Annotated in this window: 20 protein-coding genes; 4 read left to right on the plus strand and 16 right to left on the minus strand. The window is 67.6% G+C overall.

The features are described from left to right. From AC5IG3_RS00180 to AC5IG3_RS00205, 6 genes are all read right to left on the minus strand, one after another. Positions 1–735 carry an amino acid ABC transporter ATP-binding protein gene (locus AC5IG3_RS00180; protein ID WP_491896805.1) on the minus strand — a complete coding sequence of 245 codons (735 nt, stop codon included), beginning with the start codon at positions 733–735 and terminating at the stop codon, positions 1–3. Between the two features lie 12 nt (positions 736–747). After that, complete coding sequence (locus tag AC5IG3_RS00185; RefSeq protein ID WP_491905012.1) at positions 748–1,413, minus strand: amino acid ABC transporter permease; 666 nt, start codon at positions 1,411–1,413, stop codon at positions 748–750. A gap of 2 nt (positions 1,414–1,415) precedes the next feature. After that, the gene (locus tag AC5IG3_RS00190) at positions 1,416–2,159 is read right to left on the minus strand and encodes an amino acid ABC transporter permease (protein WP_491896806.1); all 744 of its coding nucleotides are present in this window, start codon (positions 2,157–2,159) and stop codon (positions 1,416–1,418) included. A 15-nt stretch (positions 2,160–2,174) separates the two neighbouring features. After that, positions 2,175–3,080: an amino acid ABC transporter substrate-binding protein gene (locus AC5IG3_RS00195; RefSeq protein WP_491896807.1), complete on the minus strand. Its 906-nt coding sequence runs from the start codon at positions 3,078–3,080 to the stop codon at positions 2,175–2,177. 190 nt (positions 3,081–3,270) lie between these two features. Continuing rightward, positions 3,271–4,221 (minus strand): LysR substrate-binding domain-containing protein, encoded by a 951-nt coding sequence (locus tag AC5IG3_RS00200; RefSeq protein WP_491896808.1) that lies wholly within the window; start codon positions 4,219–4,221, stop codon positions 3,271–3,273. 30 nt (positions 4,222–4,251) lie between these two features. Next, positions 4,252–6,069 (minus strand): ABCB family ABC transporter ATP-binding protein/permease, encoded by a 1,818-nt coding sequence (locus AC5IG3_RS00205; protein WP_491896809.1) that lies wholly within the window; start codon positions 6,067–6,069, stop codon positions 4,252–4,254. Positions 6,070–6,132: 63 nt separating this feature from the next. Between AC5IG3_RS00205 and AC5IG3_RS00210 the strand changes: the two genes are divergently transcribed. Next, positions 6,133–6,582, plus strand: coding sequence for an acyl-CoA thioesterase (locus AC5IG3_RS00210; RefSeq protein WP_491905013.1), 450 nt, complete (start codon positions 6,133–6,135; stop codon positions 6,580–6,582). A 5-nt stretch (positions 6,583–6,587) separates the two neighbouring features. Here the strand turns inward: AC5IG3_RS00210 and AC5IG3_RS00215 are convergent, their stop codons facing one another. The 7 genes from AC5IG3_RS00215 to AC5IG3_RS00245 all read right to left on the minus strand — a co-directional run bounded on the left by AC5IG3_RS00215 (position 6,588) and on the right by AC5IG3_RS00245 (position 15,017). Continuing rightward, positions 6,588–7,487 (minus strand): SGNH/GDSL hydrolase family protein, encoded by a 900-nt coding sequence (locus AC5IG3_RS00215; protein WP_491896810.1) that lies wholly within the window; start codon positions 7,485–7,487, stop codon positions 6,588–6,590. 23 nt (positions 7,488–7,510) lie between these two features. Further along, on the minus strand, positions 7,511–8,275 hold the full coding sequence (locus AC5IG3_RS00220) for an enoyl-CoA hydratase (RefSeq protein WP_491896811.1): 765 nt from the start codon (positions 8,273–8,275) through the stop codon (positions 7,511–7,513). A 111-nt stretch (positions 8,276–8,386) separates the two neighbouring features. Then, a complete protein-coding gene (locus AC5IG3_RS00225) occupies positions 8,387–9,586 on the minus strand; it encodes an acetyl-CoA C-acyltransferase (protein ID WP_491896812.1) in 1,200 nt (399 codons plus the stop codon). A gap of 14 nt (positions 9,587–9,600) precedes the next feature. Beyond that, entirely contained in the window at positions 9,601–11,994 is a 2,394-nt protein-coding gene (locus AC5IG3_RS00230) for a 3-hydroxyacyl-CoA dehydrogenase/enoyl-CoA hydratase family protein (protein ID WP_491896813.1), read from the minus strand. A 29-nt stretch (positions 11,995–12,023) separates the two neighbouring features. After that, a complete protein-coding gene (locus AC5IG3_RS00235) occupies positions 12,024–12,464 on the minus strand; it encodes a DUF2147 domain-containing protein (RefSeq protein WP_491896814.1) in 441 nt (146 codons plus the stop codon). Positions 12,465–12,486: 22 nt separating this feature from the next. Then, on the minus strand, positions 12,487–14,289 hold the full coding sequence (locus AC5IG3_RS00240) for an acyl-CoA dehydrogenase C-terminal domain-containing protein (RefSeq protein ID WP_491896815.1): 1,803 nt from the start codon (positions 14,287–14,289) through the stop codon (positions 12,487–12,489). Between the two features lie 71 nt (positions 14,290–14,360). Next, the gene (locus tag AC5IG3_RS00245; RefSeq protein WP_491896816.1) at positions 14,361–15,017 is read right to left on the minus strand and encodes a TetR/AcrR family transcriptional regulator; all 657 of its coding nucleotides are present in this window, start codon (positions 15,015–15,017) and stop codon (positions 14,361–14,363) included. A 198-nt stretch (positions 15,018–15,215) separates the two neighbouring features. Between AC5IG3_RS00245 and AC5IG3_RS00250 the strand changes: the two genes are divergently transcribed. Both AC5IG3_RS00250 and AC5IG3_RS00255 read left to right on the plus strand, forming a co-directional pair. After that, positions 15,216–15,773 (plus strand): HNH endonuclease, encoded by a 558-nt coding sequence (locus AC5IG3_RS00250; RefSeq protein ID WP_491896817.1) that lies wholly within the window; start codon positions 15,216–15,218, stop codon positions 15,771–15,773. 33 nt (positions 15,774–15,806) lie between these two features. Continuing rightward, complete coding sequence (locus AC5IG3_RS00255) at positions 15,807–16,304, plus strand: outer membrane lipoprotein (RefSeq protein ID WP_491896818.1); 498 nt, start codon at positions 15,807–15,809, stop codon at positions 16,302–16,304. Between the two features lie 27 nt (positions 16,305–16,331). Here AC5IG3_RS00255 and AC5IG3_RS00260 read toward each other — a convergent pair whose 3' ends face one another. Genes AC5IG3_RS00260 through AC5IG3_RS00270 form a run of 3 tightly spaced genes read right to left on the minus strand, consistent with a single transcriptional unit; the run spans position 16,332 to position 19,413 of the window. Beyond that, positions 16,332–16,571, minus strand: coding sequence for a hypothetical protein (locus tag AC5IG3_RS00260; protein WP_491896819.1), 240 nt, complete (start codon positions 16,569–16,571; stop codon positions 16,332–16,334). 49 nt (positions 16,572–16,620) lie between these two features. Continuing rightward, a complete protein-coding gene (locus AC5IG3_RS00265; RefSeq protein ID WP_491896820.1) occupies positions 16,621–17,091 on the minus strand; it encodes a cyanophycin metabolism-associated DUF1854 family protein in 471 nt (156 codons plus the stop codon). 21 nt (positions 17,092–17,112) lie between these two features. Next, positions 17,113–19,413: a cyanophycin metabolism-associated ABC transporter gene (locus AC5IG3_RS00270; protein WP_491896821.1), complete on the minus strand. Its 2,301-nt coding sequence runs from the start codon at positions 19,411–19,413 to the stop codon at positions 17,113–17,115. Between the two features lie 218 nt (positions 19,414–19,631). Between AC5IG3_RS00270 and AC5IG3_RS00275 the strand changes: the two genes are divergently transcribed. Beyond that, entirely contained in the window at positions 19,632–21,815 is a 2,184-nt protein-coding gene (locus tag AC5IG3_RS00275) for a cyanophycin synthetase (RefSeq protein ID WP_491896822.1), read from the plus strand. The last annotated feature ends 26 nt before the right edge of the window (positions 21,816–21,841 follow it).

Raw genomic sequence — 21,841 nt, forward strand, 5'->3', positions numbered from 1 at the left:
TCAATGTTGCAGGATCTTCGACAGGAATTCCTTGGCGCGCGGCGAGCGGGCTTCGGGGTCGCCGAAGAACTCGGTGCTGCTGCAGTCCTCGACCACCTTGCCGGCGTCCATGAAGATCACGCGGTTGCTGACCTTCTTGGCAAAACCCATCTCGTGCGTGACGACCATCATCGTCATGCCTTCCTGGGCGAGCTTGACCATCACGTCAAGCACCTCGCCGACCATTTCAGGGTCGAGCGCGCTGGTGGGCTCGTCGAACAGCATCACGATCGGATCCATGCTCAGCGCACGTGCAATCGCCACGCGCTGCTGCTGGCCGCCCGAGAGCTGGCCGGGAAACTTGTCCTTGTGGGCCGAGAGGCCGACGCGGTCAAGCATCTTCAGGCCGCGCACCAGCGCGTCGTCCTTGCTGCGGCCCAGCACCTTGATCTGCGCCATCGTCAGGTTCTCGGTCACCGACAGGTGTGGAAACAGCTCGAAGTGCTGGAACACCATGCCGACGCGGCTGCGCAGCTTGGGCAGGTCGGTCTTGGGGTCGCTGATGCTGATGCCGTCGACGACGATGTCACCCTTCTGGATCGGCTCCAGCGCGTTGACGGTCTTGATCAGCGTGCTCTTGCCCGAGCCTGACGGCCCGCACACCACCACCACCTCACCCTTCTTGATGGTCGTGGTGCAGTCGGTCAGGACCTGGAAGCTGCCGTACCACTTGGAAATGTTCTTGATGTCGATCATGAGGAGGGAATCTCAGCGGATGATTTGAATGCGCGCCTGCAGCCGCTTGACCAGCATGGACAGGCTGAAGCAGATGGCGAAATACAGCACGGCAGCGACCAGGTAGGTCTCGATCGGACGGTTGAAGTTCTTGCCCGCCACTTCGAAGCCCTTGAGCAGGTCATAGGCACCGATCGCGTAGACCAGGCTGGTGTCCTGGAACAGGATGATGGTCTGCGTCAGCAGCACCGGCAGCATGTTGCGGAAGGCCTGCGGCAGCACCACCAGCTGCATGGTCTGGCGGTAGGTCATGCCCACGGCGTAGCCAGCGTACACCTGACCGCGCGGCACGCTCTGGATGCCCGCCCGCATGATCTCCGAGTAGTAGGCCGCCTCGAACAGCGTGAAGGTCACCAGCGCCGACAACTCCGCGCCGAGCGGCCGGCCGGTGGCCAGCGGGATCAGCAGGAAGAACCACAGGATCACCATCACCAGCGGAATGCTGCGCATGGTGTTGACGTAGAAGGCGGCGGGCGCCTCCAGCAGCTTGTTGCCCGAGAGCCGCATCAGCGCCAGCAGCGTGCCCAGCACGATGCCGCCCAGCATGGCCACCAGCGTGAGCTGGATCGAGAAGACAAAGCCCTTGGCGATGTAGCTGCTCACCACCTGGGCGGTGAGGAAGGAGAAATCGAGTTGCAGCATTACCGGCCCCCACCGATGGTGCCCGGTAGGCGCAGCCGCGCTTCAAGCGCGATGGCCAGCCGGTTGATCACGATGGCCGACAGGAAATACAGCCCCGTCACCGACAGGTAGATCTCGAAGTTGCGCGAGGTTTCCTCGGTCGCCTGCATCGCGAACATCGTCAGCTCGGCCACGCTCACGGCGAAGGCCACGGCCGAGTTCTTGATGATGCCCATGCTCTCGCTGGTCAGCGGTGGAATGACGACGCGCAGCGCCATCGGCAGCAGCACGTGGCGGTAGGTCTGCGGCAGCGTCAGGCCGAGGGCCAGCCCGGCGTAGCGCTGGCCCTTGGGCAGGCTCTGGATGCCGGCCTTGATCTGCTCGGACACCCGTGCCGACGTGAAGAAGCCCAGCGCCAGCACCACCAGCAGGAAGCTGGGCACCGACTTGAGCGCCGGGATCAGCGCCGGCACGACGTGATACCAGAGGAATAACTGCACCAGCAGCGGGATGTTGCGGAACAGCTCCGTCCAGGCGTCGCCGAACAGCCTCAGGCCGCGGTGAGGCACGGTGCGCAGAATGCCCACCAGCGCCCCCACGGCCAGCGCCAGCAGCAGCGCCAGCAGCGCCACCGAAAGCGTCCAGCCCCAAGCCGAGATCAGCCAGTCGAGGTAGGTGATATCGCCGTCACGGCCCAGACAGCCCGCGACCACTTCACCTTCGATGGTGCTTTTGCAAAAGACTTGCCAATCCCAGCTTGCCAAGGTGTGCTCCTGTTCTTACTTCTTGGCGTAGTCTTCAGCCGGCTTGTCGTTGGGGTTGGCCCAGGCGGTCTTGGTGGCATCGCTCAGCGGCAGACCGACACGGGTGTTGGTCGGTGCGATCGGCTGCATGAACCACTTGTCGTACATCTTGGCGAGGTCGCCGCTCTTGATCATGGCCTTGATGCTGTCGTCGACCGACTTCTTGAAGGCCGGGTCGTCCTTGCGCAGCATGCAGGCGATCGGCTCGACGTTGAGCACCTCGCCGACGATCTTGTAATCGGCCGGAGCCTTGGACTTGGCGATGTTGCCGGCCAGGATCTGGCCGTCCATCACGAAGGCATCGGCACGACCGGATTCGAGCAGCAGGAAGCTGTCGGCGTGGTCCTTGCCGAAGACCTCCTTGAAGTCCACGCCGGCGGCTTTCTCATGCTTGCGCAGCAATTGCACCGAGGTGGTGCCCGTGGTGGTCGCCACGTTCTTGCCCGTGAGCTGGGCGATGCCCGTGATGCCCGAGTTGGCCTTGACGGCGATGCGCACTTCCTCGACATAGGTCGTCACCGCGAAGGCGACTTCCTTCTGGCGCGCGGCGTTGTTGGTGGTCGAGCCGCACTCCAGGTCCACCGTGCCGTTGAGCACCAGCGGCATGCGGTTCTGCGAGGTCACCGGCTGGTACTTGACGTCGAGCTTGGCCAGGCCGAGCTGCTTCTTCAGGTCGGCGGCCACGCGCTCGGCCACTTCGGTGTGGAAGCCCACGTACTTGCCGTCGCCCAGCGTGTAGGCCAGCGCGCCCGACGATTCACGCACGCCCAGCGAGATGCTGCCGCTGTCCTTGATCTTCTTGAGCGTGTCCGATTGCGCCTGCGCGGTACCCAGCGTCAGCAGCGCGGCCGTGGTGGCCAGAACCAAAATCGACTTCTTCATAACAACTCCATGAGTCTCGGTGAATACGTTTTAGTGAGGAGCTTGCGCTTCATCACTCGCTTGAATCATTCTAGGCACTGCCCTGGTGCAATCCGACCAAGGCAAACCCGCGACACAGCGGCGGGGCGGGCCGTTTGACGGGGTCAATGCATGAGTCGTGCCGACCGGTGGTCTGCCTTGCGCGCCGTGCTCAGCGCCCCGCTAGCGTGCCTTGCTGCCTGAGAAACTCCCATAGCGCCTGGGCTGCCGGCTTGGCGGGTTTGCCGCTGCGGGCGGCGTCGGGCCGCTCGCGGTAGAGGCGCACCTCGATCGTCACCTCGAACGCGGTTTCGCCCTGGCGCGGCCCGGCCGGCACCAGGCGGCGCGCGCTCAGCTCCTTCTTGACCGAACTGCCGGGCAGAAACGCCAGGCCGTGGCCTTCGAGCGCCATCGCCTTCAGGCCCTCGGCCATGTCGGTCTCGTAGATCGGGTCCAGGTAGAGTGCCTCGCCGGCCTGCTTGAGCAGCAGGTCGACCATGCGCCCCAGGTAAGCGCCTGACGCGTAGGCCAGGTAAGGCACCGGATCGTGCCGGTGGCCGGGCAGGCGGAACAGCGGCTCGCCGTCGGCATTGGCGCGCGCGTAGGGCGCCAGCGTTTCGGTGCCGAGGCTCAGCATCTCGTAGCGCTCGGGGTTCAACTGCAGCGGCTGCGAGGCGTGGTGATAGACCAGCAGCAGGTCGCAGCTGCCCTCGGTCAGCTGCATCACCGCGTCATGCACGTTCAGGCCGATCAGCCGGCTCTTGAAGGCGCCGAAGCGCTGGCGCAGCTCCATCACCCAGTGCGGGAAGAAGGTGAAGGCCAGCGAGTGCGGCACCGCGAACTCGATCATGTCGGCGTGCGTGGCCTGGTGGCTGAGCATCAGGTTGCGCGCGGCCTGCAGCCCGCCCAGCACTTCGAGCGCCTGCGGCAGCAGCGTCTGCCCGGCGGGCGTGAGGCGGGTCGGATAGGACGAGCGATCGACCAGATCGATGCCCGCCCACGCCTCCAGCGCCTGGATGCGGCGCGAGAACGCCGGCTGCGTCACATGCCGCAACTGCGCCGAGCGCGAGAAGCTGCGCGTCTCGGCCAGGCTGACGAAGTCTTCAAGCCACTTGGTTTCCATGAGGCGGCAATGTAGCCAAGGTTGCGGGACTCAAGCTGTCACGGCCAGCTCGGCGGGCACCGCGCTCTGCTGCAGCCGCCACATGCGCGCGTAGACGCCCTCGCGCGCCAGCAGCTCGGCGTGCGTGCCCTGTTCGGCGATGCGGCCATGTTCCAGCACGACGATCTGGTGCGCGTCGACGATGGTGCTCAGCCGGTGCGCGATCACCAGCGCGGTCTTGCCGCGTGCGGCGCTGGCGAGCTCGGCCTGGATGGCGCGCTCGTTGGCCGAATCCAGCGCCGAGGTCGCCTCGTCGAAGATCAGCACCGGCGGGTTCTTCAGCAGCGTGCGGGCGATGGCCACGCGCTGCTTTTCGCCACCCGACAACTTCAGCCCGCGCTCGCCCACCACCGTGCCGTAGCCCTGCGGCTGGGCGCTGATGAAGTCGTGGATGTGGGCGGCGCGGGCGGCCTCGTCGACCTCGGCTTGCGTGGCGCCGGGGCGGCCATAGGCGATGTTGTAGCCCACGGTGTCGTTGAACAGCACGGTGTCCTGCGGCACGATGCCGATCGCCCGGCGCAGGCTGTCCTGCGTCACGGCGCGCAGGTCCTGGCCGTCAATCGTGATGTGGCCTGCGCCGACGTCGTAGAAGCGGTAGAGCAGCCGCGCCAGCGTGCTCTTGCCCGAGCCGGACGGGCCGACCACCGCGACCGTCTTGCCGCCGGGGATCTCGAAGCTGACGTCGTGCAGGATCTCGCGCCGGGCGTCGTAGGCGAAGCGCACGTGCTCGAAGCGTACGGTGGCCTGCGCCACCTGCAGCGGCTTCGCATCGGGCGCATCGGCCACCTCGCGTTCACGCTCCAGCAGGCCGAACATCTTGTCCAGGTCGGTCAGGCTCTGCTTGACCTCGCGGTAGAGCACGCCCAGGAAGTTCAGCGGGATGTAGAGCTGGATCAGCAGCGCGTTGATCATCACCAGGTCGCCCAGGGTCAGCTTGTGAGCCACCACGCCGGCCGTGGCGCGCCACAGCATGGCCACCAGGCTGGTGGCGATGATGAGCTGCTGGCCAGCGTTGAGCAGCGACAGCGTGCCCTGCGACTTGATCTGCGCGCGGCGGTAGGCGTCCAGGCCTTCGTCATAGCGGCGGGCCTCGAAGTCCTCGTTGTTGAAGTACTTGACGGTCTCGAAGTTCAGCAGCGCGTCCACCGCCCGCGTGTGGGCCTTGGAGTCGAGCTCGTTCATCTGGCGCCGGTACTGGGTGCGCCATTCGGTCACGGTGATGGTGAAGACGCCGTAGGCCAGCAGCGCTGCCAGCGTGATCCAGACGAAGCCCATGTCGAACTGCGTGCCCAGCAGCGTCAGCACCAGCGTCAGCTCGACCAGCGTCGGCACGATGGTGAACAGCGAGTAGCTCACCAGCGACTGCAGCGCGCGGGTGCCGCGCTCGATGTCGCGTGTCATGCCGCCGGTCTGGCGCTCCAGGTGGAAGCGCAGGCTCAGGGCGTGCAGATGGCGGAAGGTCTCCAGCGCAATCTGCCGCGCCGCGCCGTGGGTGGCCTTGGCGAAGACCAGCTCGCGCAGCTCGGTGAAGGCGGTGGTCAGGAAGCGCAGGCCGGCGTAGGCCAGCAGCAGCGCGGCGGGCACGACCACCAGCGCACGCGGGTCGCCGATGGGGATGGCCAGCTCGTCGACCAGCTTCTTCAGCAGCACCGGCACGCCGACGTTGGACACCTTGGCCGCGACCAGGAAGACCAGCGCCAGCGCGATGCGCACGCGGTAGGTCCACAGATAAGGCCCCAGGCGCTTGAGGGTGTGCCAGTCGCTGCGCTCGGGGGTGGGCGCGCCTGCGGCGGCAGGTTCAGGGGGCATGTGGTGGGCTGGACGCATCGGGGACAATCGTTTTCGGAGGTAATGATGATGACTGCAGTTTCAATGCCGGTGACGCCCGAGGCATTTCCGCCCCAGCAGGGCGGCCTGCCCGGTTCGCACCAGCGTGAGCTGGTGATGCGCGTGATCCCCATGCCGGCCGACTCCAACCACAGCGGCGACATTTTCGGCGGCTGGATCATGGCGCAGGTCGACCTGGCCGGCGCCGTGCTGCCCATGCGCATCTCGCGCGGCCGGGTGGCCACCGTGGCGGTCAACCAGTTCATCTTCAAGCAGGCCGTGTCGGTGGGCGACCTGCTGAGCTTCTACGCCAGCGTGGTGCGCATCGGCAATACGTCGGTGACGGTGCACGTGGAGGTCTACGCCGAGCGCAATCCGGCCGATCCGCAGATCGTCAAGGTGACCGAGGCCAACCTGACCTACGTGGCGCTCGACCCGCAGGGCCGGCCGCGCCCGGTGCCGCAACCGGGCCTGTCGCCCGCCACGGCGACCTGAGGCGGTCAGCGCAGCGTGCCCCAGCCGCTGAAGCTGCTGTCGGGCACGCCGGCGTAGTGGCTCGGCAGCACCGCCCGCGTCAGCGCGCCCTGCGCCAGATCGAGGTCGATGTGATCGGCCAGCGCCTGCGCCCAGCGGCGGTAGAGCGCCGCATTCGGGTGGAAGCCGTCGCTGGCAAGCCAGTCCTCGGCGGATTCACGGGTGGGATCGAAAGGCAGCGCGAACCGGCTGCGGCGGTGTGCCTGGCGCACATGGCGGCGCAGCGCGGTATCGAGCCGGGCGGCGTGGCTGCCCAGCAACCAGCGCAGCGGCTGCGGCAGCCACTGCAGCAAGTCCATGCGCGGCGGTGAGCAGTGCACCGTGTGCAGCACCTTGGCGCGGTGGCGCGCATGGCCGCGAATGGCGTCCAGCGCCCGCAGCCATTGGTCGGGCGGAGTCTGGTTCAGCACGTCGTTGACGCCCAGCACGGTGATCAGCAGGTCGGCCGGCTGCAGCTTGGTCGCTGCCATCATGGCCAGCGCGCCTTCCGCTGTCAGACCCGTGCGCGCCACCACCTGCCACGACACGGCACCTGCACCGAGCGGGCTGCTGGCCAGCACCGGCACCAGCGCCTGCGCCAGCTGGGCGGCCAGCGCCTGGCTTTGCTCGGCCACGCCCACGCCGGCGGCTGACGAATCACCCACGATCAGCAGCCGCAGCCGTGTCACGCCGTAGCCGGCCTTGCCGAACGGCAGGCCTTCGGCTTCGGGCAGGCGGGGTGTCTTGCGTTTGAGCACCGCGCCTTGCCAGTACAGCAGCGGCGCCAGCGCCACACGGGCCAGCCGCATCAGCGCCGGTTGCGGCGCCCGGGCGGGGGCCGGGGCGTAGCTGGCCTCGGCGGCGGGACGGGGGAGCCGGGTCGACACGGTGCGCGGGTCTTCGGATCAGGTCAGGAGAACTGCGAGAAGTCGGGCTTGCGCTTCTCGAAGAAGGACTGAAACGCTTCACGCGCCTCGGGGCTGCGCAGCCGGTCCGAGAACACGCCGGACTCGCGCTCGAGCGCGGCCTGCACCTGTTGCTGCACGCCCTCGCGCATCAGGCGCTTGCTGGCGCGCAGCGCAGCGGGCGGCAGTTGCACCAGGCGCTGCGTGATGCGGCGCGCGTGCGGCAGCACCTCGCTGGCCGGCAGCACCGCGTTGGCGATGCCGCATTCCACCGCTTCCGAGCCGGTGAACGGGTCGCCCAGCAGCAGCTTCTCGGCCGCGCGGGCGTGGCCCATCAGGCGCGGCACGATCAGGCTGGAGGCAAATTCCGGCACCAGCCCCAGGTTGACGAAGGGCATCGCCAGCCGGGCCTCGTCGCTGACGTAGACGAAGTCGCAGTGCAGCAGCATGGTCGTGCCGATGCCGATGGCCGCGCCCGTGACCGCCGCCACCACCGGCTTGTCGCAGCCCAGCAGCGCCTGCATGAACTGGAACACCGGCGACTCCGGCCCGCGCGGCGGGCTTTGCATGAAGTCTTCCAGGTCGTTGCCGGAGGTGAAGATGCCCGGCTGGCCGCTGATCAGCACCACTCGCACGGCCGGGTCGGCCTGGGCGGCGCGCAGGGCGTCGGCCATGGCCTGGTACATGACCATGGTCAGGGCGTTCTTCTTTTCGGGGCGCGCAATTTCAATGCTCGCCACGCCATCGATCACAGCGGTCTTGATGCTCATGGACTCTCCATTCAGGCCGGTAGTTTGTCACGTCAATCTGACAGAAATGGGAAAAGCCGCCACTTCATGCGAAATGGCGGCTTCGGATTGCAGCTTTTGTGCCGCAGAAAATCAGACGCGTTCGAAGATGCCCGCCGCGCCCTGACCGGTGCCGACGCACATCGTCAACATGCCGTATTTCAGGTTGTGACGGCGCAGCGCGTGCACCACGGTGGCGGCGCGAATGGCGCCGGTTGCGCCCAGCGGGTGGCCCAGCGCGATGGCGCCGCCCAGGCGGTTGACCTTGGCCGGATCGAGGCCGACGGTGTTGATGACCGCCAGCGCCTGGGCGGCAAAGGCCTCGTTGAGCTCGATCCAGTCGATGTCGCTCAACTGCAGGCCGGCGTGGCGCAGCGCGACCGGAATCGCCTCGATCGGGCCGATGCCCATCACCTCGGGCGGCACGCCGCGGCTGGCGTAGCTCACGAAGCGAGCCAGCGGCGTCAGGCCGAACTGCTTGATGGCGCGCTCGCTGGCCACGATCAGCGCGCCCGCGCCGTCGCTGGTCTGCGAGCTGTTGCCTGCCGTGACGCTGCCCTTGGCGGCGAACACGGTCTTGAGCTTGCCGAGGCCTTCGAGGCTGGTGTCAGGCCGCGCGCCTTCATCCAGGCGGACGATGCGGCTCTTGGTGCGAACCTCACCCGTGGCCAGGTCCGGCGTGCGCTCGGTCACTTCCACCGGCGTGATCTCGTCGGTGAACTCACCGGCGGCCTGCGCGGCCAGCGCCTTCTGGTGCGAGGCCAGTGCAAACGCGTCCTGGTCCGCACGGCTCACACCCCACTGGTTGGCGACCTTCTCAGCCGTCAGTCCCATGCCGTAGGCGATGCCGATGTTCTCGTCGCGCTCGAAGATGGCCGGGTTGAAGCTGGGCGTGTTGCCGCTCATGGGCACCATGCTCATGCTCTCGCAGCCGCCGGCGATCATCACGTCGGCCTCGCCAACGCGGATGCGGTCGGCCGCCATCTGCAGCGCCGACAGGCCCGAGGCGCAGAAGCGGTTGACGGTGATGCCGCCCACCGTGTTGGGCAGGCCGGCCAGCAGCGCTGCCACGCGCGCCACGTTCAGGCCCTGCGGGCCTTCGGGCATGGCGCAGCCGATGATGGCGTCTTCGATCGCCTTGGGGTCCAGCGTCGGCACCTGGGCCAGCGCGCCCTGCAGCGCGGCGATCAGCAGGTCGTCCGGGCGGGTGTGGCGGAAGAAACCGCGGTGCGACTTGCCGATCGGCGTGCGGCTGGCGGCGACGATGTAGGCGTCTTGAATCTGTTTGCTCATGTTCATCGCTCCGTTCAGTTCCGAACCGGCTTGCCGGTCGACAGCATGCCCATGATGCGTTCCTGGGTCTTGGGGTGCGACAGCAGGCCGCAGAAGTGCTTGCGCTCCAGCGCCATCAGGTAGTCCTCGTTGACGAGGGTGCCGGCGTCGACATCGCCACCGCACACCACGTCGGCAATGCCGCTGGCGATGTGGAAGTCGTGGGCGCTGATGAAGCCGCCGTCGCGCATGCCCGCCAGGCTGGCCTTGATGGTGGCAATGCCCGAGCGGCCCGCCACCGCAAACATCGCCTTGGGCGGCGCGCGGTAGCCGGCGTCGGCCAGGGCCTTGGCCTGGCTGAGGGCGACGTGCAGCAGTTCGTCCTTGTGCGGCACGACCACGTCACCGTCGATCAGGTAGCCCAGCTTGCGGTTCTCCAGCGCGCTGGTGCCCACCTTGGCCATGGCGGCGGCGGTGAAGCCTTCCTTGACGAAGCTCAGCAGGTCGCTGCCCGGCACGTTGGCGGCGGCTTCGGCCGCGCGGCGGGCGATGTAGGTCAGGCCGCCGCCGCCCGGAATCAGGCCGACGCCCACTTCCACCAGGCCGGCGTAGCTCTCCATCGCCGACACGCGCCGGCTGCAGTGCACCGCCAGCTCGCAGCCACCGCCCAGCGCCAGGCCACGCATCGCGGCGACGGTGGGCACGGCGGCGTAGCGCAGGCGCAGCATCATGTCCTGCAGCTTCTTCTCTTCGGGCGCGATGCCCTTGGCGCCGTGTTTCATGAACACCGGCATCAGCGCTTCGAGGTTGGCGCCGGCCGAGAACACGTCGTCGGGCGACCAGATCACCAGGCCCTGGTACTTGGCCTCGGCGATCTCGATGGCCCGGAGCAGGCCCTCGGTCACCGTCGGGCTGATGAGGTGCAGCTTGGCGGTGATGCTGGCGATCAGCACCTCGCCGTCCAGGCTCCAGACGCGGATCTCGTCGTTCTTGAACTCTTCGGTGCCGCTCTGGAGCGGGTTGACCGCGCCGCTGCCCAGCACGGCCTCAGGGAAGTGCTGGCGCTGGTAGACGGGCAGGCTGGAGGTCGGCACATAGGCCTGGCGCGATGGCGACCATGAGCCTTCCGGCGTGTGCACGCCGGTGCGGCCATCCGTCACCCAGGCCGGCAGCGGCGCGGGGCACAGGGCCTTGCCGGCGGCGATGTCCTCGGCCACCCAGCCGGCGACTTGTTGCCAGCCGGCGTCTTGCCACAGCTCGAACGGGCCCTGCTTCATGCCAAAGCCCCAGCGCATGGCGAAGTCGACGTCGCGAGCGCAGTCGGCAATGCCCTCCAGGTGCACGGCGGCATAGTGGAAGCCGTCGCGCAGGATGGCCCACAGGAATTGCGCCTGCGGGTGGCTCGACTCACGCAGCAGCTTCAGGCGCTCGGCGGCCGGCTTCTTCAGGATGCGGTCGATGATCGGGTCGGCCTTGCCACCGCCCGGCACGTAGGTGCCCTGCGCCGGGTCGAGACGCAGGATGTCCTTGCCGACTTTCTTGTAGAAACCGGCGCCCACCTTCTGGCCCAGCGCGCCCTTCTCGATCAGCGCCGACAGCACGGCCGGCGTACCGTAGCTGCCGTAGAACGGGTCGTTGGCTTGGTCGGGGCCGAGGTTGTCTTGCAGCGTGCGGATGACGTGGGCCATGGTGTCCAGGCCCACCACATCGGCGGTGCGGAAGGTGCCGGAGCTGGCGCGGCCGAGCTTCTTGCCGGTCAGGTCGTCCACCACATCGACGCTCAGGCCGAAGGCCTGCGCCTCGTGCATCGTCGCCAGCATGCCGGCGATGCCGACGCGGTTGGCGATGAAGTTGGGCGTGTCCTTGGCCCGCACCACGCCCTTGCCGAGCGTGCTGGTGACGAAGGTTTCCAGCTGGTCGAGCGCGCTGGCCTCGGTGGTGGGCGTAGCGATCAGCTCCACCAGCGCCATGTAGCGCGGCGGGTTGAAGAAATGGATGCCGCAGAAGCGCGGCTTGAGCGACTCGGGCAGCACCGCCGACAGCTGGGTGATCGACAGGCCCGAGGTGTTGGACGCGACGATGGTGTGCGCGGCCACGTGCGGCGCTATCTTCTGGTACAGGTCGAGCTTCCAGTCCATGCGCTCGGCGATGGCCTCGATGATCAGGTCGCACTCACCCAGCAGCGCCAGATGCTCTTCGTAGTTGGCCGGCGTGATGCGCGCGGCGTCTTCGGCCAGGCCCAGCGGCGCCGGCTTGATCTTGGCCAGGTTGGCGATCGCCTTGAGGGCGATGGCCGACTTGGGGCCTTCCTTGGCAGGCAGGTCGAACAGCACGACCGGCACCTTGACGTTGGTCAGGTGCGCAGCGATCTGCGCGCCCATCACGCCAGCGCCGAGCACGGCGACCTTGCGGACATTGAATCGATTCATGGGTTCTTTCCTTGTGGACTCAGCGCGCGTCATTCCGCACGCAACCAGGTCTGGGTGCGGCCGAGCATCGGCATGCCGACGTAGGCGCGCAGTTCCAGCTTCTTGCCGCCGTCGATCGGCTTCATGCGGACCTTGTAGGTCTTGCCGTTGTTGGGGTCGAGGATCTCGCCACCGTCCCACAGCGTGGCGTCGCCCGCGTTCTGCTTGACGCTCTTCATGATGGTCATGCCGATCACGGGCTGGCCCTTGCGCTCGTCGCTGCAGTCGTCGCAGCGGTTGTCTTGCTTTTTGGGGTCGAAGATCTTTTCGACCTTGCCGCTGAACACGCCGCCGGTTTCGGTGATGCGCACCAGCGATTTCTCGGTCTTGCCATCGTCGTCGATGGTTTTCCACAGGCCGGCCGGCGTGGCCTGGGCCAGCGCGCCGAACGACGCTGCGGCCAGTGTCAGGGCGATCAGGGCGGTTTTCATCGGGAGTCTCCTCAAAAGGGCCTCAAAACAGGGCTTCGTCCATCGCCATCAGCGAGCCGGAGCCGGCGCGGGCCGTGCGGATCAGCGTGGCGGTTTCGGGCAGCAGCTTGGCGAAGTAGAAGCGCGCGGTGTGCAGCTTGGCGACGTAGAACGGGTCCGGGTTGGCGCCCTGGGCCTTGAGCTGGTCGAGCGCGACCTTGGCCATGCGGACCCAGAAGTAGGCGAACACCAGGTGGCCGACCACGCGCAGGTAATCGACGGCTGCGGCGCCCACCTCGTCGGCGTTGCCCATGGCCTTCATGCCGAGCTCCATCGTCAGCTTGGTGACCTTGTCGCCCAGGTCGGCTAGCGGGTTGATGAACTCCTGCATGTCCTCGCGGATGCCTTCTTCCTCGACGAACTCGGCCACCTTCTTGCCGAAGGCCTTGAGTTTCTTGCCGTTGTCGGCCAGCACCTTGCGGCCGAGCAGGTCGAGCGACTGGATGGTGTTGGTGCCCTCGTAGATCATGTTGATGCGGGCGTCGCGCACGTACTGCTCCATGCCCCATTCATGGATGTAGCCGTGGCCACCGAAGACCTGCATGCAGTGGCTGGTGGCGATCCAGCCGTTGTCGGTCAGGAAGGCCTTGACGATGGGGGTCAGCAGGGCGACCTCGTCGGCGGCCTCACGGCGCACGTCTTCGTCGGGGTGGCTCAGTTCCTGATCCAGCATCAGCGCGGTGTGCACGCACAGGGCGCGGCCGCCTTCGGCGTAGGCGCGCGCGGTGAGCAGCATCTTGCGCACGTCGGGGTGGACGATGATGCTGTCGGCGGCCTTGTCGGGGTTCTTGACGCCGGAGAGCGAGCGCATCTGGATGCGGTCCTTGGCGTAGGCCACGGCGTTCTGGTAGGCCACTTCGGTCAGGCCGAGTGACTGCATGCCCACGCCCAGGCGGGCGGCGTTCATCATCACGAACATCGCCGCCAGGCCCTTGTGCGGCTGGCCGACGAGGGTGCCCACGGCGCCGTCGAGCACCATCTGCGCGGTGGCGTTGCCGTGGATGCCCATCTTGTGTTCCAGGCCGCCGCAGTGGATGGCGTTGCGCGTGCCCAGGCTGCCGTCGGCGTTGACGTTGAACTTCGGCACGACGAACAGGCTGATGCCCTTGCTGCCCTCGGGCGCGTCCGGCAGGCGGGCCAGCACCAGGTGGACGATGTTGGCGGCCAGGTCGTGCTCGCCGGCGGAGATGAAGATCTTGGCGCCGGTGAGCCTGTAGGTGCCGTCGGCCTGCGGTTCGGCCTTGGTGCGCAGCAGGCCCAGGTCGGTGCCGCAGTGCGGCTCGGTCAGGCACATGGTGCCGGTCCACTCGCCGCTGGTGAGCTTGGGCAGGTAGGTGGCTTTCTGCTCGGGCGTGCCGTGGGCGTGCAGGGCCTCGTAGGCGCCGTGGCTCAGGCCGGGGTACATGGTCCAGGCCTGGTTGGCGCTGTTGAGCATCTCGTAGAAGCACTGGTTGACCACGTGCGGCAGGCCCTGGCCGCCGTATTCGGGGTCGCAACTCAGCGCGGCCCAGCCGCCTTCGACGTACTGCTGGTAGGCCGTCTTGAAGCCCTGCGGCGCGGTGACTTCGTGCGTGCCGCGGTCGAGCGTGCAGCCCTCGGCATCGCCGCTCAGGTTGAGCGGGAAGATCACCTGCGAGGCGAACTTGCCGCCTTCCTCAAGGATGGCGTTGACGGTGTCGACGTCGACCTCCGCGTGCGCCGGCATCTGCTTGAAGGTGTCGGTGACGCCGATCACTTCGTGCAGCACGAATTGCATGTCGCGCAGGGGCGGGTTGTACTGGGGCATGGGTTTGTCTCCTCTGGGGCGCCGGTGCGCCGGGGTTGATGTGAAGTCGGGAAAGTTGGGGCGCGGCGTGCTCAGGCCGGCGTCGCCGCGGGCGTGATGCGGTAGTGCGCCAGCACGTGCTCGAAGCCGCGCCGGGCGCGTTCGATCGAGCCGGGCAGGCGCAGGAAGCGGGCGTCGTGGTGCAGCGCGAGGATCAGGCCGTGGATTTCGAAGGCCATCTGCTCGGCATCGGTGTCGGGGCGCAGGTGGCCGACTTCACGCGCCATGTCGACGGCGCGTTGCAGCGCGGTGTGCCAGGCGCGCACCATGTCGGCGAGCGCGTCGCGCACCGGGCCGGGCCGGTCGTCGAATTCGACCGCGCCGCTGATGTAGATGCAGCCCGAGTCGATCTCGACGCTGACGCGGTGGATCCAGCGGTCGAACATCGCCAGCAGGCGGGGCAGGCCGCGCGCCTCGCGGATGGCAGGGTGGAAAATCTCTTCCTCGAAGCGGTTGTGATACTCGCGAATGACCGAGATCTGCAACTCTTCGCGCGAGCCGAAGTGGGCAAACACGCCCGACTTGCTCATGTGCATTGCCTCGGCCAGCGTGCCGATGGACAGGCCTTCCAGCCCCTTCTGCGACGACAGCGCCAGGGCGGCATCCAGAATGGAGGCACGGGTCTGCTGACCTTTGTGGGCCGCTCTGGCTTTGGTGCGCAGCGTCCGGTCGGGAGTGTCAACAAGCATGGCGGATTGGATTAAAACGAACGATCGTTCTATTTTGTCCGATGCGGGTGATTCGGCAAGCCCCTGCGGTGATTAATTGTCTAGAGTTCAGACTCTAAAATTGGCTTGGGCAGGCTATTCCGGGTCGTTGCGCTGCCATTGCGTCCGGCGTTGAATCTTGTCATCTGCATGGACTATGCTTGATGACAGGTATTTGCCATGGATGTGCTGCAACTCGATGTATCGGGTCGCCCTCAGGCTTGGATCACGCCCAAGGAAGCGGCCACTTTGTATGCCAGCGACGCTGTCGCATGGACATTGGGAGAGCCGTTTCTGGTGTTGCGCGGGGGTGTGCAGCGCGTCAGCGGCCGGCAGTCGCGCATCGAATTGCACCCGATCATTGCGGTGCGCGGCGCGGTCCCCAGCCGGGCCTGGCGCCAGGTACCGGCCTTGTCCAACACCAAGCTCTTTGCGCGCGACCGCTACCTGTGCGCCTACTGCGGCAGCCGCATTGCCGGCGAGCAGCTCACACGTGAACACATCGTGCCCAGCTCACGCGGGGGTCAGGACACCTGGATGAACTGCATCACCGCCTGCCGGTCGTGCAATGGCCGCAAGGGCGCGCGCCTGCTGTCGGAAACTTCGCTGGAGTTGATCTACCTGCCTTACGTGCCCAACCTGCATGAGGACATGATCCTGCGTGGGCGACGTATCCTGTCCGACCAGATGGACTTCCTGCTGGCCTGCGTGCCGCGCCACAGTCGGCTGCATGGCTGACGTGGCGGATCTTTTCACTCGACTCTCACGATCATGAAACTCTCGACGCTTCTCGCCTGTGCTTGTGCGGCCTTGTTGACCGCCTGCAGCACCACCAATCCGGACGTGATCAACGTGCGCGACGCGCAGCGCCTGTCCAGCGTGCAGGACGCGGTGGTGCTGAGCGTGCGTTCCGTGGTCGTGGAAGGTCAGCAATCCGGCGCGGGCGCCGCTGCGGGCGGCGTCGTGGGCGGTATTTCGGGGGGCTCGGTGGGCGGACGGCGCGAGAGTGCGGCCGTGGGCGTCATCGGTGCGGTGGCGGGCGCCATGATCGGCAATGCGATCGAGCGCTTCGGCACGCGCGAAGAGGCGGTCGAGATCGTCGTGCAGTTGCCCAACGGTGACCGGCGCGCGCTGGTTCAGGCCAAGGGCCTGGAGGCGCTTGTGCCGGGAGATCCGATCCTGCTGGTGTCCAGCGGCGGGCGTACTCGGGTCATGAAGGCGCCGGCGGTGATGGTGCCGACGCCGGCAGCAACCTCGCCGGCGCGCTGAGCACGGGCGAGGCGGGTGCGGGCTGTATCAGCCCGCGCTGCGCAGTTGCTCTTCCAGTTCGGTGCAGGTCGGGGCGCACACCAGTTGCGACTTGCCCAGCAGCTTGCGGGTCTTGAGTTGCGAGCGGGCGCGGTGCTTGCCGCACAGGAAGCAAGACATCGTGGCGGCCGAGTGGGTACCGGCGGAACCGAAAGGCGAACCAGGCGTTTTGCTCAGATAACGCAGGCCATCGGAATCAATCGCAGTTTTGACAGTGTCTTTACTCATGGGAATCTTCTAGCGCAGGTTGACGTATTTTAGTTGCTTGACGAAGGGCTCAGAGAAACCGCTCCAACAGCCGGCGCGAGTGACGGTCCAGTGCATGCATATCGTGGACCATGAACTGCAAGCCATGGGCGCTGGCAATCAGCAGGGCATTGCCGCTCAGCCGCCGGATGTCTTCCTCCCCTTTGAGCACCAAGGTGGTGGCGCCCCGGTCCGTTTCAAGCGCCCAGGTGCTGGGCGTTGAAAAAGTCGAGACGCTGTTGATGCGTTCGATCACTGGCACGAACTCGCGCCGCGCCAGTTCCTGCGCCAGCACGGTGCGCAGTTCAGCCGGCAGCGCGGCCAGATGGGGAATCCAGGCCAGTTCGTGGCCGTCGCTGCTCACCAGCGAGACGCCCTCGTCGGGCGCAGCCAGCGGGAAGGCCAGCACCGGCACCACGCCTTCGTGGCGTGTGCCGGTGGCGTCGATGTGGACCAGGCGCCCGTGGGCGTCGTGTTCGAGCGTGAAATCGTGCAGTGACATGGTCATGTGCTCCTGGGCCGGTCAGTCCTGGCCGGCCGGGTGGGCGGCGTGCATGCTCGGCCGGCTGATGACCAGGTCTTCGGTGTCGACGTTGCGGGCCTGCGCCTCGTACAGGCGCCAGTAGGCGCCCTGCTTGGCCATCAATTCGTCGTGCGGGCCGACTTCCACCACCTGGCCGCGGTCCATCACCACCAGCCGGTCGGCCTTGCGCAGCGTCGACAGGCGGTGGGCGATGGCAATGGTCGTGCGGCCCTGCACCAGGTTGTCGAGCGCTTTCTGGATTTCCTTCTCGGTCTCGGTGTCGACGCTGGAGGTGGCCTCGTCGAGGATCAGGATGCGCGGGTCGATCAGCAGCGCGCGGGCGATGCTGATGCGCTGGCGTTCACCGCCGCTCAGGCCCTGGCCGCGCTCGCCCACCAGCGAGTCATAGCCCTGCGGCAGGCGCAGGATGAACTCGTGCGCGTGCGCCGCGCGGGCTGCGGCGATGATTTCGGTGCGCGAGGCATTCGGCCGGCCATAGGCGATGTTCTCGGCGATGGTGCCGAAGAACAGGAACGGCTCCTGCAGCACCAGGCCGATGTGGCGGCGGTAGTCGGCCACGCGGTAGCGGCGGATGTCCTGGCCGTCGATGCGGATCGAGCCGTCGCTCACGTCATAGAACCGGCAGATCAGGTTGACCAGCGTGCTCTTGCCCGAGCCGCTGTGGCCGACCAGGCCGATCATCTCGCCCGGCTTGATGTCGAGGTTCAGCCCGCGGATCACCGAGCGGCTGCCGTAGCGGAAGCCCAGCCCGCTCATCTCGATGCGGCCCTGCACCTTGTCGAGTGCCAGCGGCTGCGCCGGCTCCGGCACGTTGGAGACGTGGTCGAGGATGTCGAAGATGCGCTTGGCGCCCGCGGCCGCCTTCTGCGTGACCGAGACGATGCGGCTCATCGAATCGAGCCGGCCGTAGAAGCGGCCGATGTAGGCGATGAAGGCCGTCAGCACGCCGACCGTGATCTGGCTCTGGCTCACCAGCCAGATGCCGAAGGCCCAGACCACCAGCAGGCCGATTTCGGTCAGCATCGACACCGTGGGCGAGAACACGCTCCAGGTCTTGTTGAGCTTGTCGTTGACCACCAGGTTGTGGCGGTTGGCGTCGCGGAAGCGTGTGGCCTCGCGGCCTTCCTGGGCGAAGGCCTTGACCACGCGGATGCCGGGAATGGTGTCGGCCAGCACGTTGGTGACCTCGCCCCAGACGCGGTCGATCTTCTCGAAGCCGGTGCGCAGCCGGTCGCGCACCAGGTGGATCATCCAGCCGATGAAGGGCAGCGGCACCAGCGTCACCAGCGCCAGCCAGGGGTTGATGCTGAAGAGGATGACGGCCGTCATCACGATCATCAGCACGTCGGTGGCGAAGTCGAGCGCGTGCAGCGACAGGAAGACGCAGATGCGGTCGGTCTCGCTGCCGATGCGCGACATCAGGTCACCGGTGCGCTTGCCGCCGAAGTAGTCGAGCGACAGGCCCAGCAGGTGGTCGAAGGTGGCGGTGCGCAGGTCGGCGCCGATGCGCTCGGACACCAGCGCCAGCAGGTAGGTGCGCGCCCAGCCCAGCGCCCAGGCCACCAGCGCCGCCCCCAGCAGGCCGCTCAGGTAGAGCACCACCTTCATCGGGTCGATGTGCTGGCCGTTCTGGAACGGGATCAGCACCTCGTCCATCAGCGGCATGGTCAGGTAGGGCGGCACCAGCGTGGCGGCGGTCGAGCCCAGCATCAGCAGGAAGCCCAGCAGCAGCTGGCCCTGATACGGCCGCGCAAAGCGCCACAGCCGCAGCAGCACCCAGGTCGACGGCGGCGTGGCCAGTTCGCGCTCGCAGACCGGGCAGGTGTCGCTGTCGTCGGGCAGCGGGGCCTGGCAGGTCGGGCACAGCGCGGTGTCTTCCGGCGTGGCGACGGCGGTGCCGGTGGCGCGGGCGTGGGCCTGGCGCTCGAACTGCTCGACCAGCCGCAGCGCCTGCACCTGGGCCGGCAGCGTGAAATGCCAGGACTCGATCCGCCGCGCTTCGTCATGCAGCGCCAGCGTGCCGACGCCGGCGTGGTCGGCCGGACGCAGCGTCAGGCCCGCGCGCAGCGGCCACGATTGCCAGGGCGCCCCGGCGTGCGGCTGCGCCAGCAGGCGGCGATCGGTCAGCACCAGCGTGCCGGCGACAAAGCGCAGCGAAGCGTCCAAGTCAACCTGAAGCGTGGCCAGGACGTTCTCGTCACTTGTCACAGGCGCTTGCGAGGCGATCCCACCGGGATCGGCAAGGCGCCTGGGAGCGTGACCTGAATGGGAATGGTGCATGTTGAAGTCTTGGGGCCAGCGGCGCATGAGCGATGCCGGCCAGGGGCAGAAAGACCGATTTTCGCCGAAGCCGGCGCCCCTGGGGGGTGTGTTTGCGGTCCTGTTGATCTGGCGGCTCAGTCAGCCGTCAAGTGCAAAGCGCACAATCGCGCCCCGGTTGAGGGCCTCTGATGGCTGTTCCAAACCCCGCCCGTCCGATTCCTACCGTATCGCCCCGCATGAACAAGAAAGACGACATCCAGCTCCTGCGCATCAACTACCTGCGCGGCCCCAACGTCTGGACCTACCGCCCCGCGCTGGAGGTCTGGCTCGATCTGGGTGAGCTCGAAGCCCATCCCTCGCACCTGCTGCCCGGCTTCAACCAGCGCCTGCTGGCGTGGTTGCCGGCGCTGGTCGAGCACCACTGCGGTGTGGGCGAGCGCGGCGGCTTCCTCGACCGCCTGGAAACCGGCACCTGGGCCGGCCACGTGCTGGAGCATGTGGTGATCGAGCTGCTCAACCTCGCCGGCATGCCCACGGGTTTCGGCCAGACGCGCAGCACCAGCCAGCCCGGCGTCTACCGCATGGTGTTCCGGGCGCGTGACGAGCAGGTTGCCCGCACCGCGCTGCACGCCGGCCACGCGCTGCTGATGGCGGCCATCAACCACCAGCCGGAAGACGCGCCCTTCGACGTCAAGGCCGCCGTGGCCCAGGTGCGTGACAGCATCGACGAGTCCTACCTCGGCCCCAGCACCGCCTGCATCGTGGCGGCGGCCACCGACCGGCGCATTCCGCACATCCGCCTCAATGATGGCAACTTGGTGCAGCTGGGCCACGGCTCGGCGCAGCGCCGCATCTGGACGGCCGAGACCGACCTGACCAGCGCCATTGCCGAGGGCATCGCCCGCGACAAGGACCTGACCAAGAGCCTGCTCAAGGCCGTCGGCGTGCCGGTGCCCGAAGGCGCCGTGGTGCACAGCCCGGCCGAGGCCTGGGAAGCGGCCGAGGACATCGGCCTGCCGGTGGTGGTCAAGCCCAGCGACGGCAACCATGGCCGCGGCGTGACGCTCGACCTGCGCCAGCAGGCCGACATCGAAGCCGCCTACAAGCTGGCCGAGCAGCACGGCAGCGAGGTGCTGGTCGAGCCCTACATCCGCGGCAACGAGCACCGCATGCTGGTGGTCGCCGGCCAGGTGGTCGCCGCCGCCCGTGGCGAAAGCGCCTGGGTCATGGGCGACGGCCACCTGAACGTGGTCGAGCTGATCAACGCCCAGATCAACAGCGACCCGCGCCGTGGCACGACCGAGGACTTCCCGCTCAACGTCATCAAGATCGATGACGACGAGGCCGTGCAGCTCGAACTGCAGCGCCAGGGCCTGACCGGTGCTTCGGTGCCCGACGCCGGCCGCAAGGTGCTGATCCAGCACAACGGCAACGTCTCGATCGACTGCACCGACCTGGTCCACCCCGAGGTCGCGCACGCCGTGGCGCTGGCCGCGCGCGTGGTCGGACTCGACATCGCCGGCATCGACCTGGTGGCCGAAGACATCTCGCGCCCGCTGCACGAGCAGGGCGGGGCCATCGTCGAGGTCAACGCCGGCCCCGGCCTGCTGATGCACCTGAAACCTGCCGAAGGCACGCCGCGCCCGGTCGGCCAGGCCATCGTCAACCACCTGTTTGCCGAAGACGCCAGCGGCCGTATCCCGATCGTCGGCATTGCCGGCGCGCAGGACAACGCCCGCATCGCCCGCCTGGTGGCGTGGCTGGTGCACCTGAGCGGCCGCCACATGGGCCTGGCCTGCAGCGACGGCCTGTTCCTGGGCAGTCGCCAGGTCGACAAGCGCGACAGCGCCCACTGGGAAGCCGGCCACCGCCTGCTGATCAACCGCGAGGTCGAGGTGGTGGTGCTGCAGAACGGCGCCGGCAGCATCCTCAACGACGGCCTGGCCTACGACCGCTGCCAGGTCGGCGTCATCACCGACCTGGGCGGCGCCGAGCACCTGGCCGCGCACGACATCCACAGCGACGATCAGCTGCTGCGCGTGCTGCGCACCCAGATCGACGTGGTGCTGTCCGATGGCGTGGGCGTGCTCAACGCCGCCGACCCGCGCATCGCCGACCTGGCCCCCCTGTGCGACGGCGAGGTGATCCTCTACGCCGCCGAGGCCGACAACGCTGCCGTGGCCGAACACCGCGCCACCGGGGGCCGGGCCGTGCTGATGCGCGAGGGCCGCGTGCTGCTCGCCACCGGCGCGTCCGAAGCCCTCTGCGCCGAGATCGGTGGCGGCCGGCGCCGCGCGCGCGGTGCTGCGGCGCTGCCGCCGGCCTCGCTGCTGGCAGCAGTGGCCGCCGCCTGGGCGCTGGGCATTGCCCCGGAGCTGATCGCGGCGGGCGTCGAGACCTTCGAGCCCGAGCTGGCCTGATTTCCCGTCGGAACCTCCGACCCTAC

The organism is Leptothrix sp. (in: b-proteobacteria) (assembly GCF_965250675.1).
Lineage (GTDB): Bacteria > Pseudomonadota > Gammaproteobacteria > Burkholderiales > Burkholderiaceae_C > Sphaerotilus.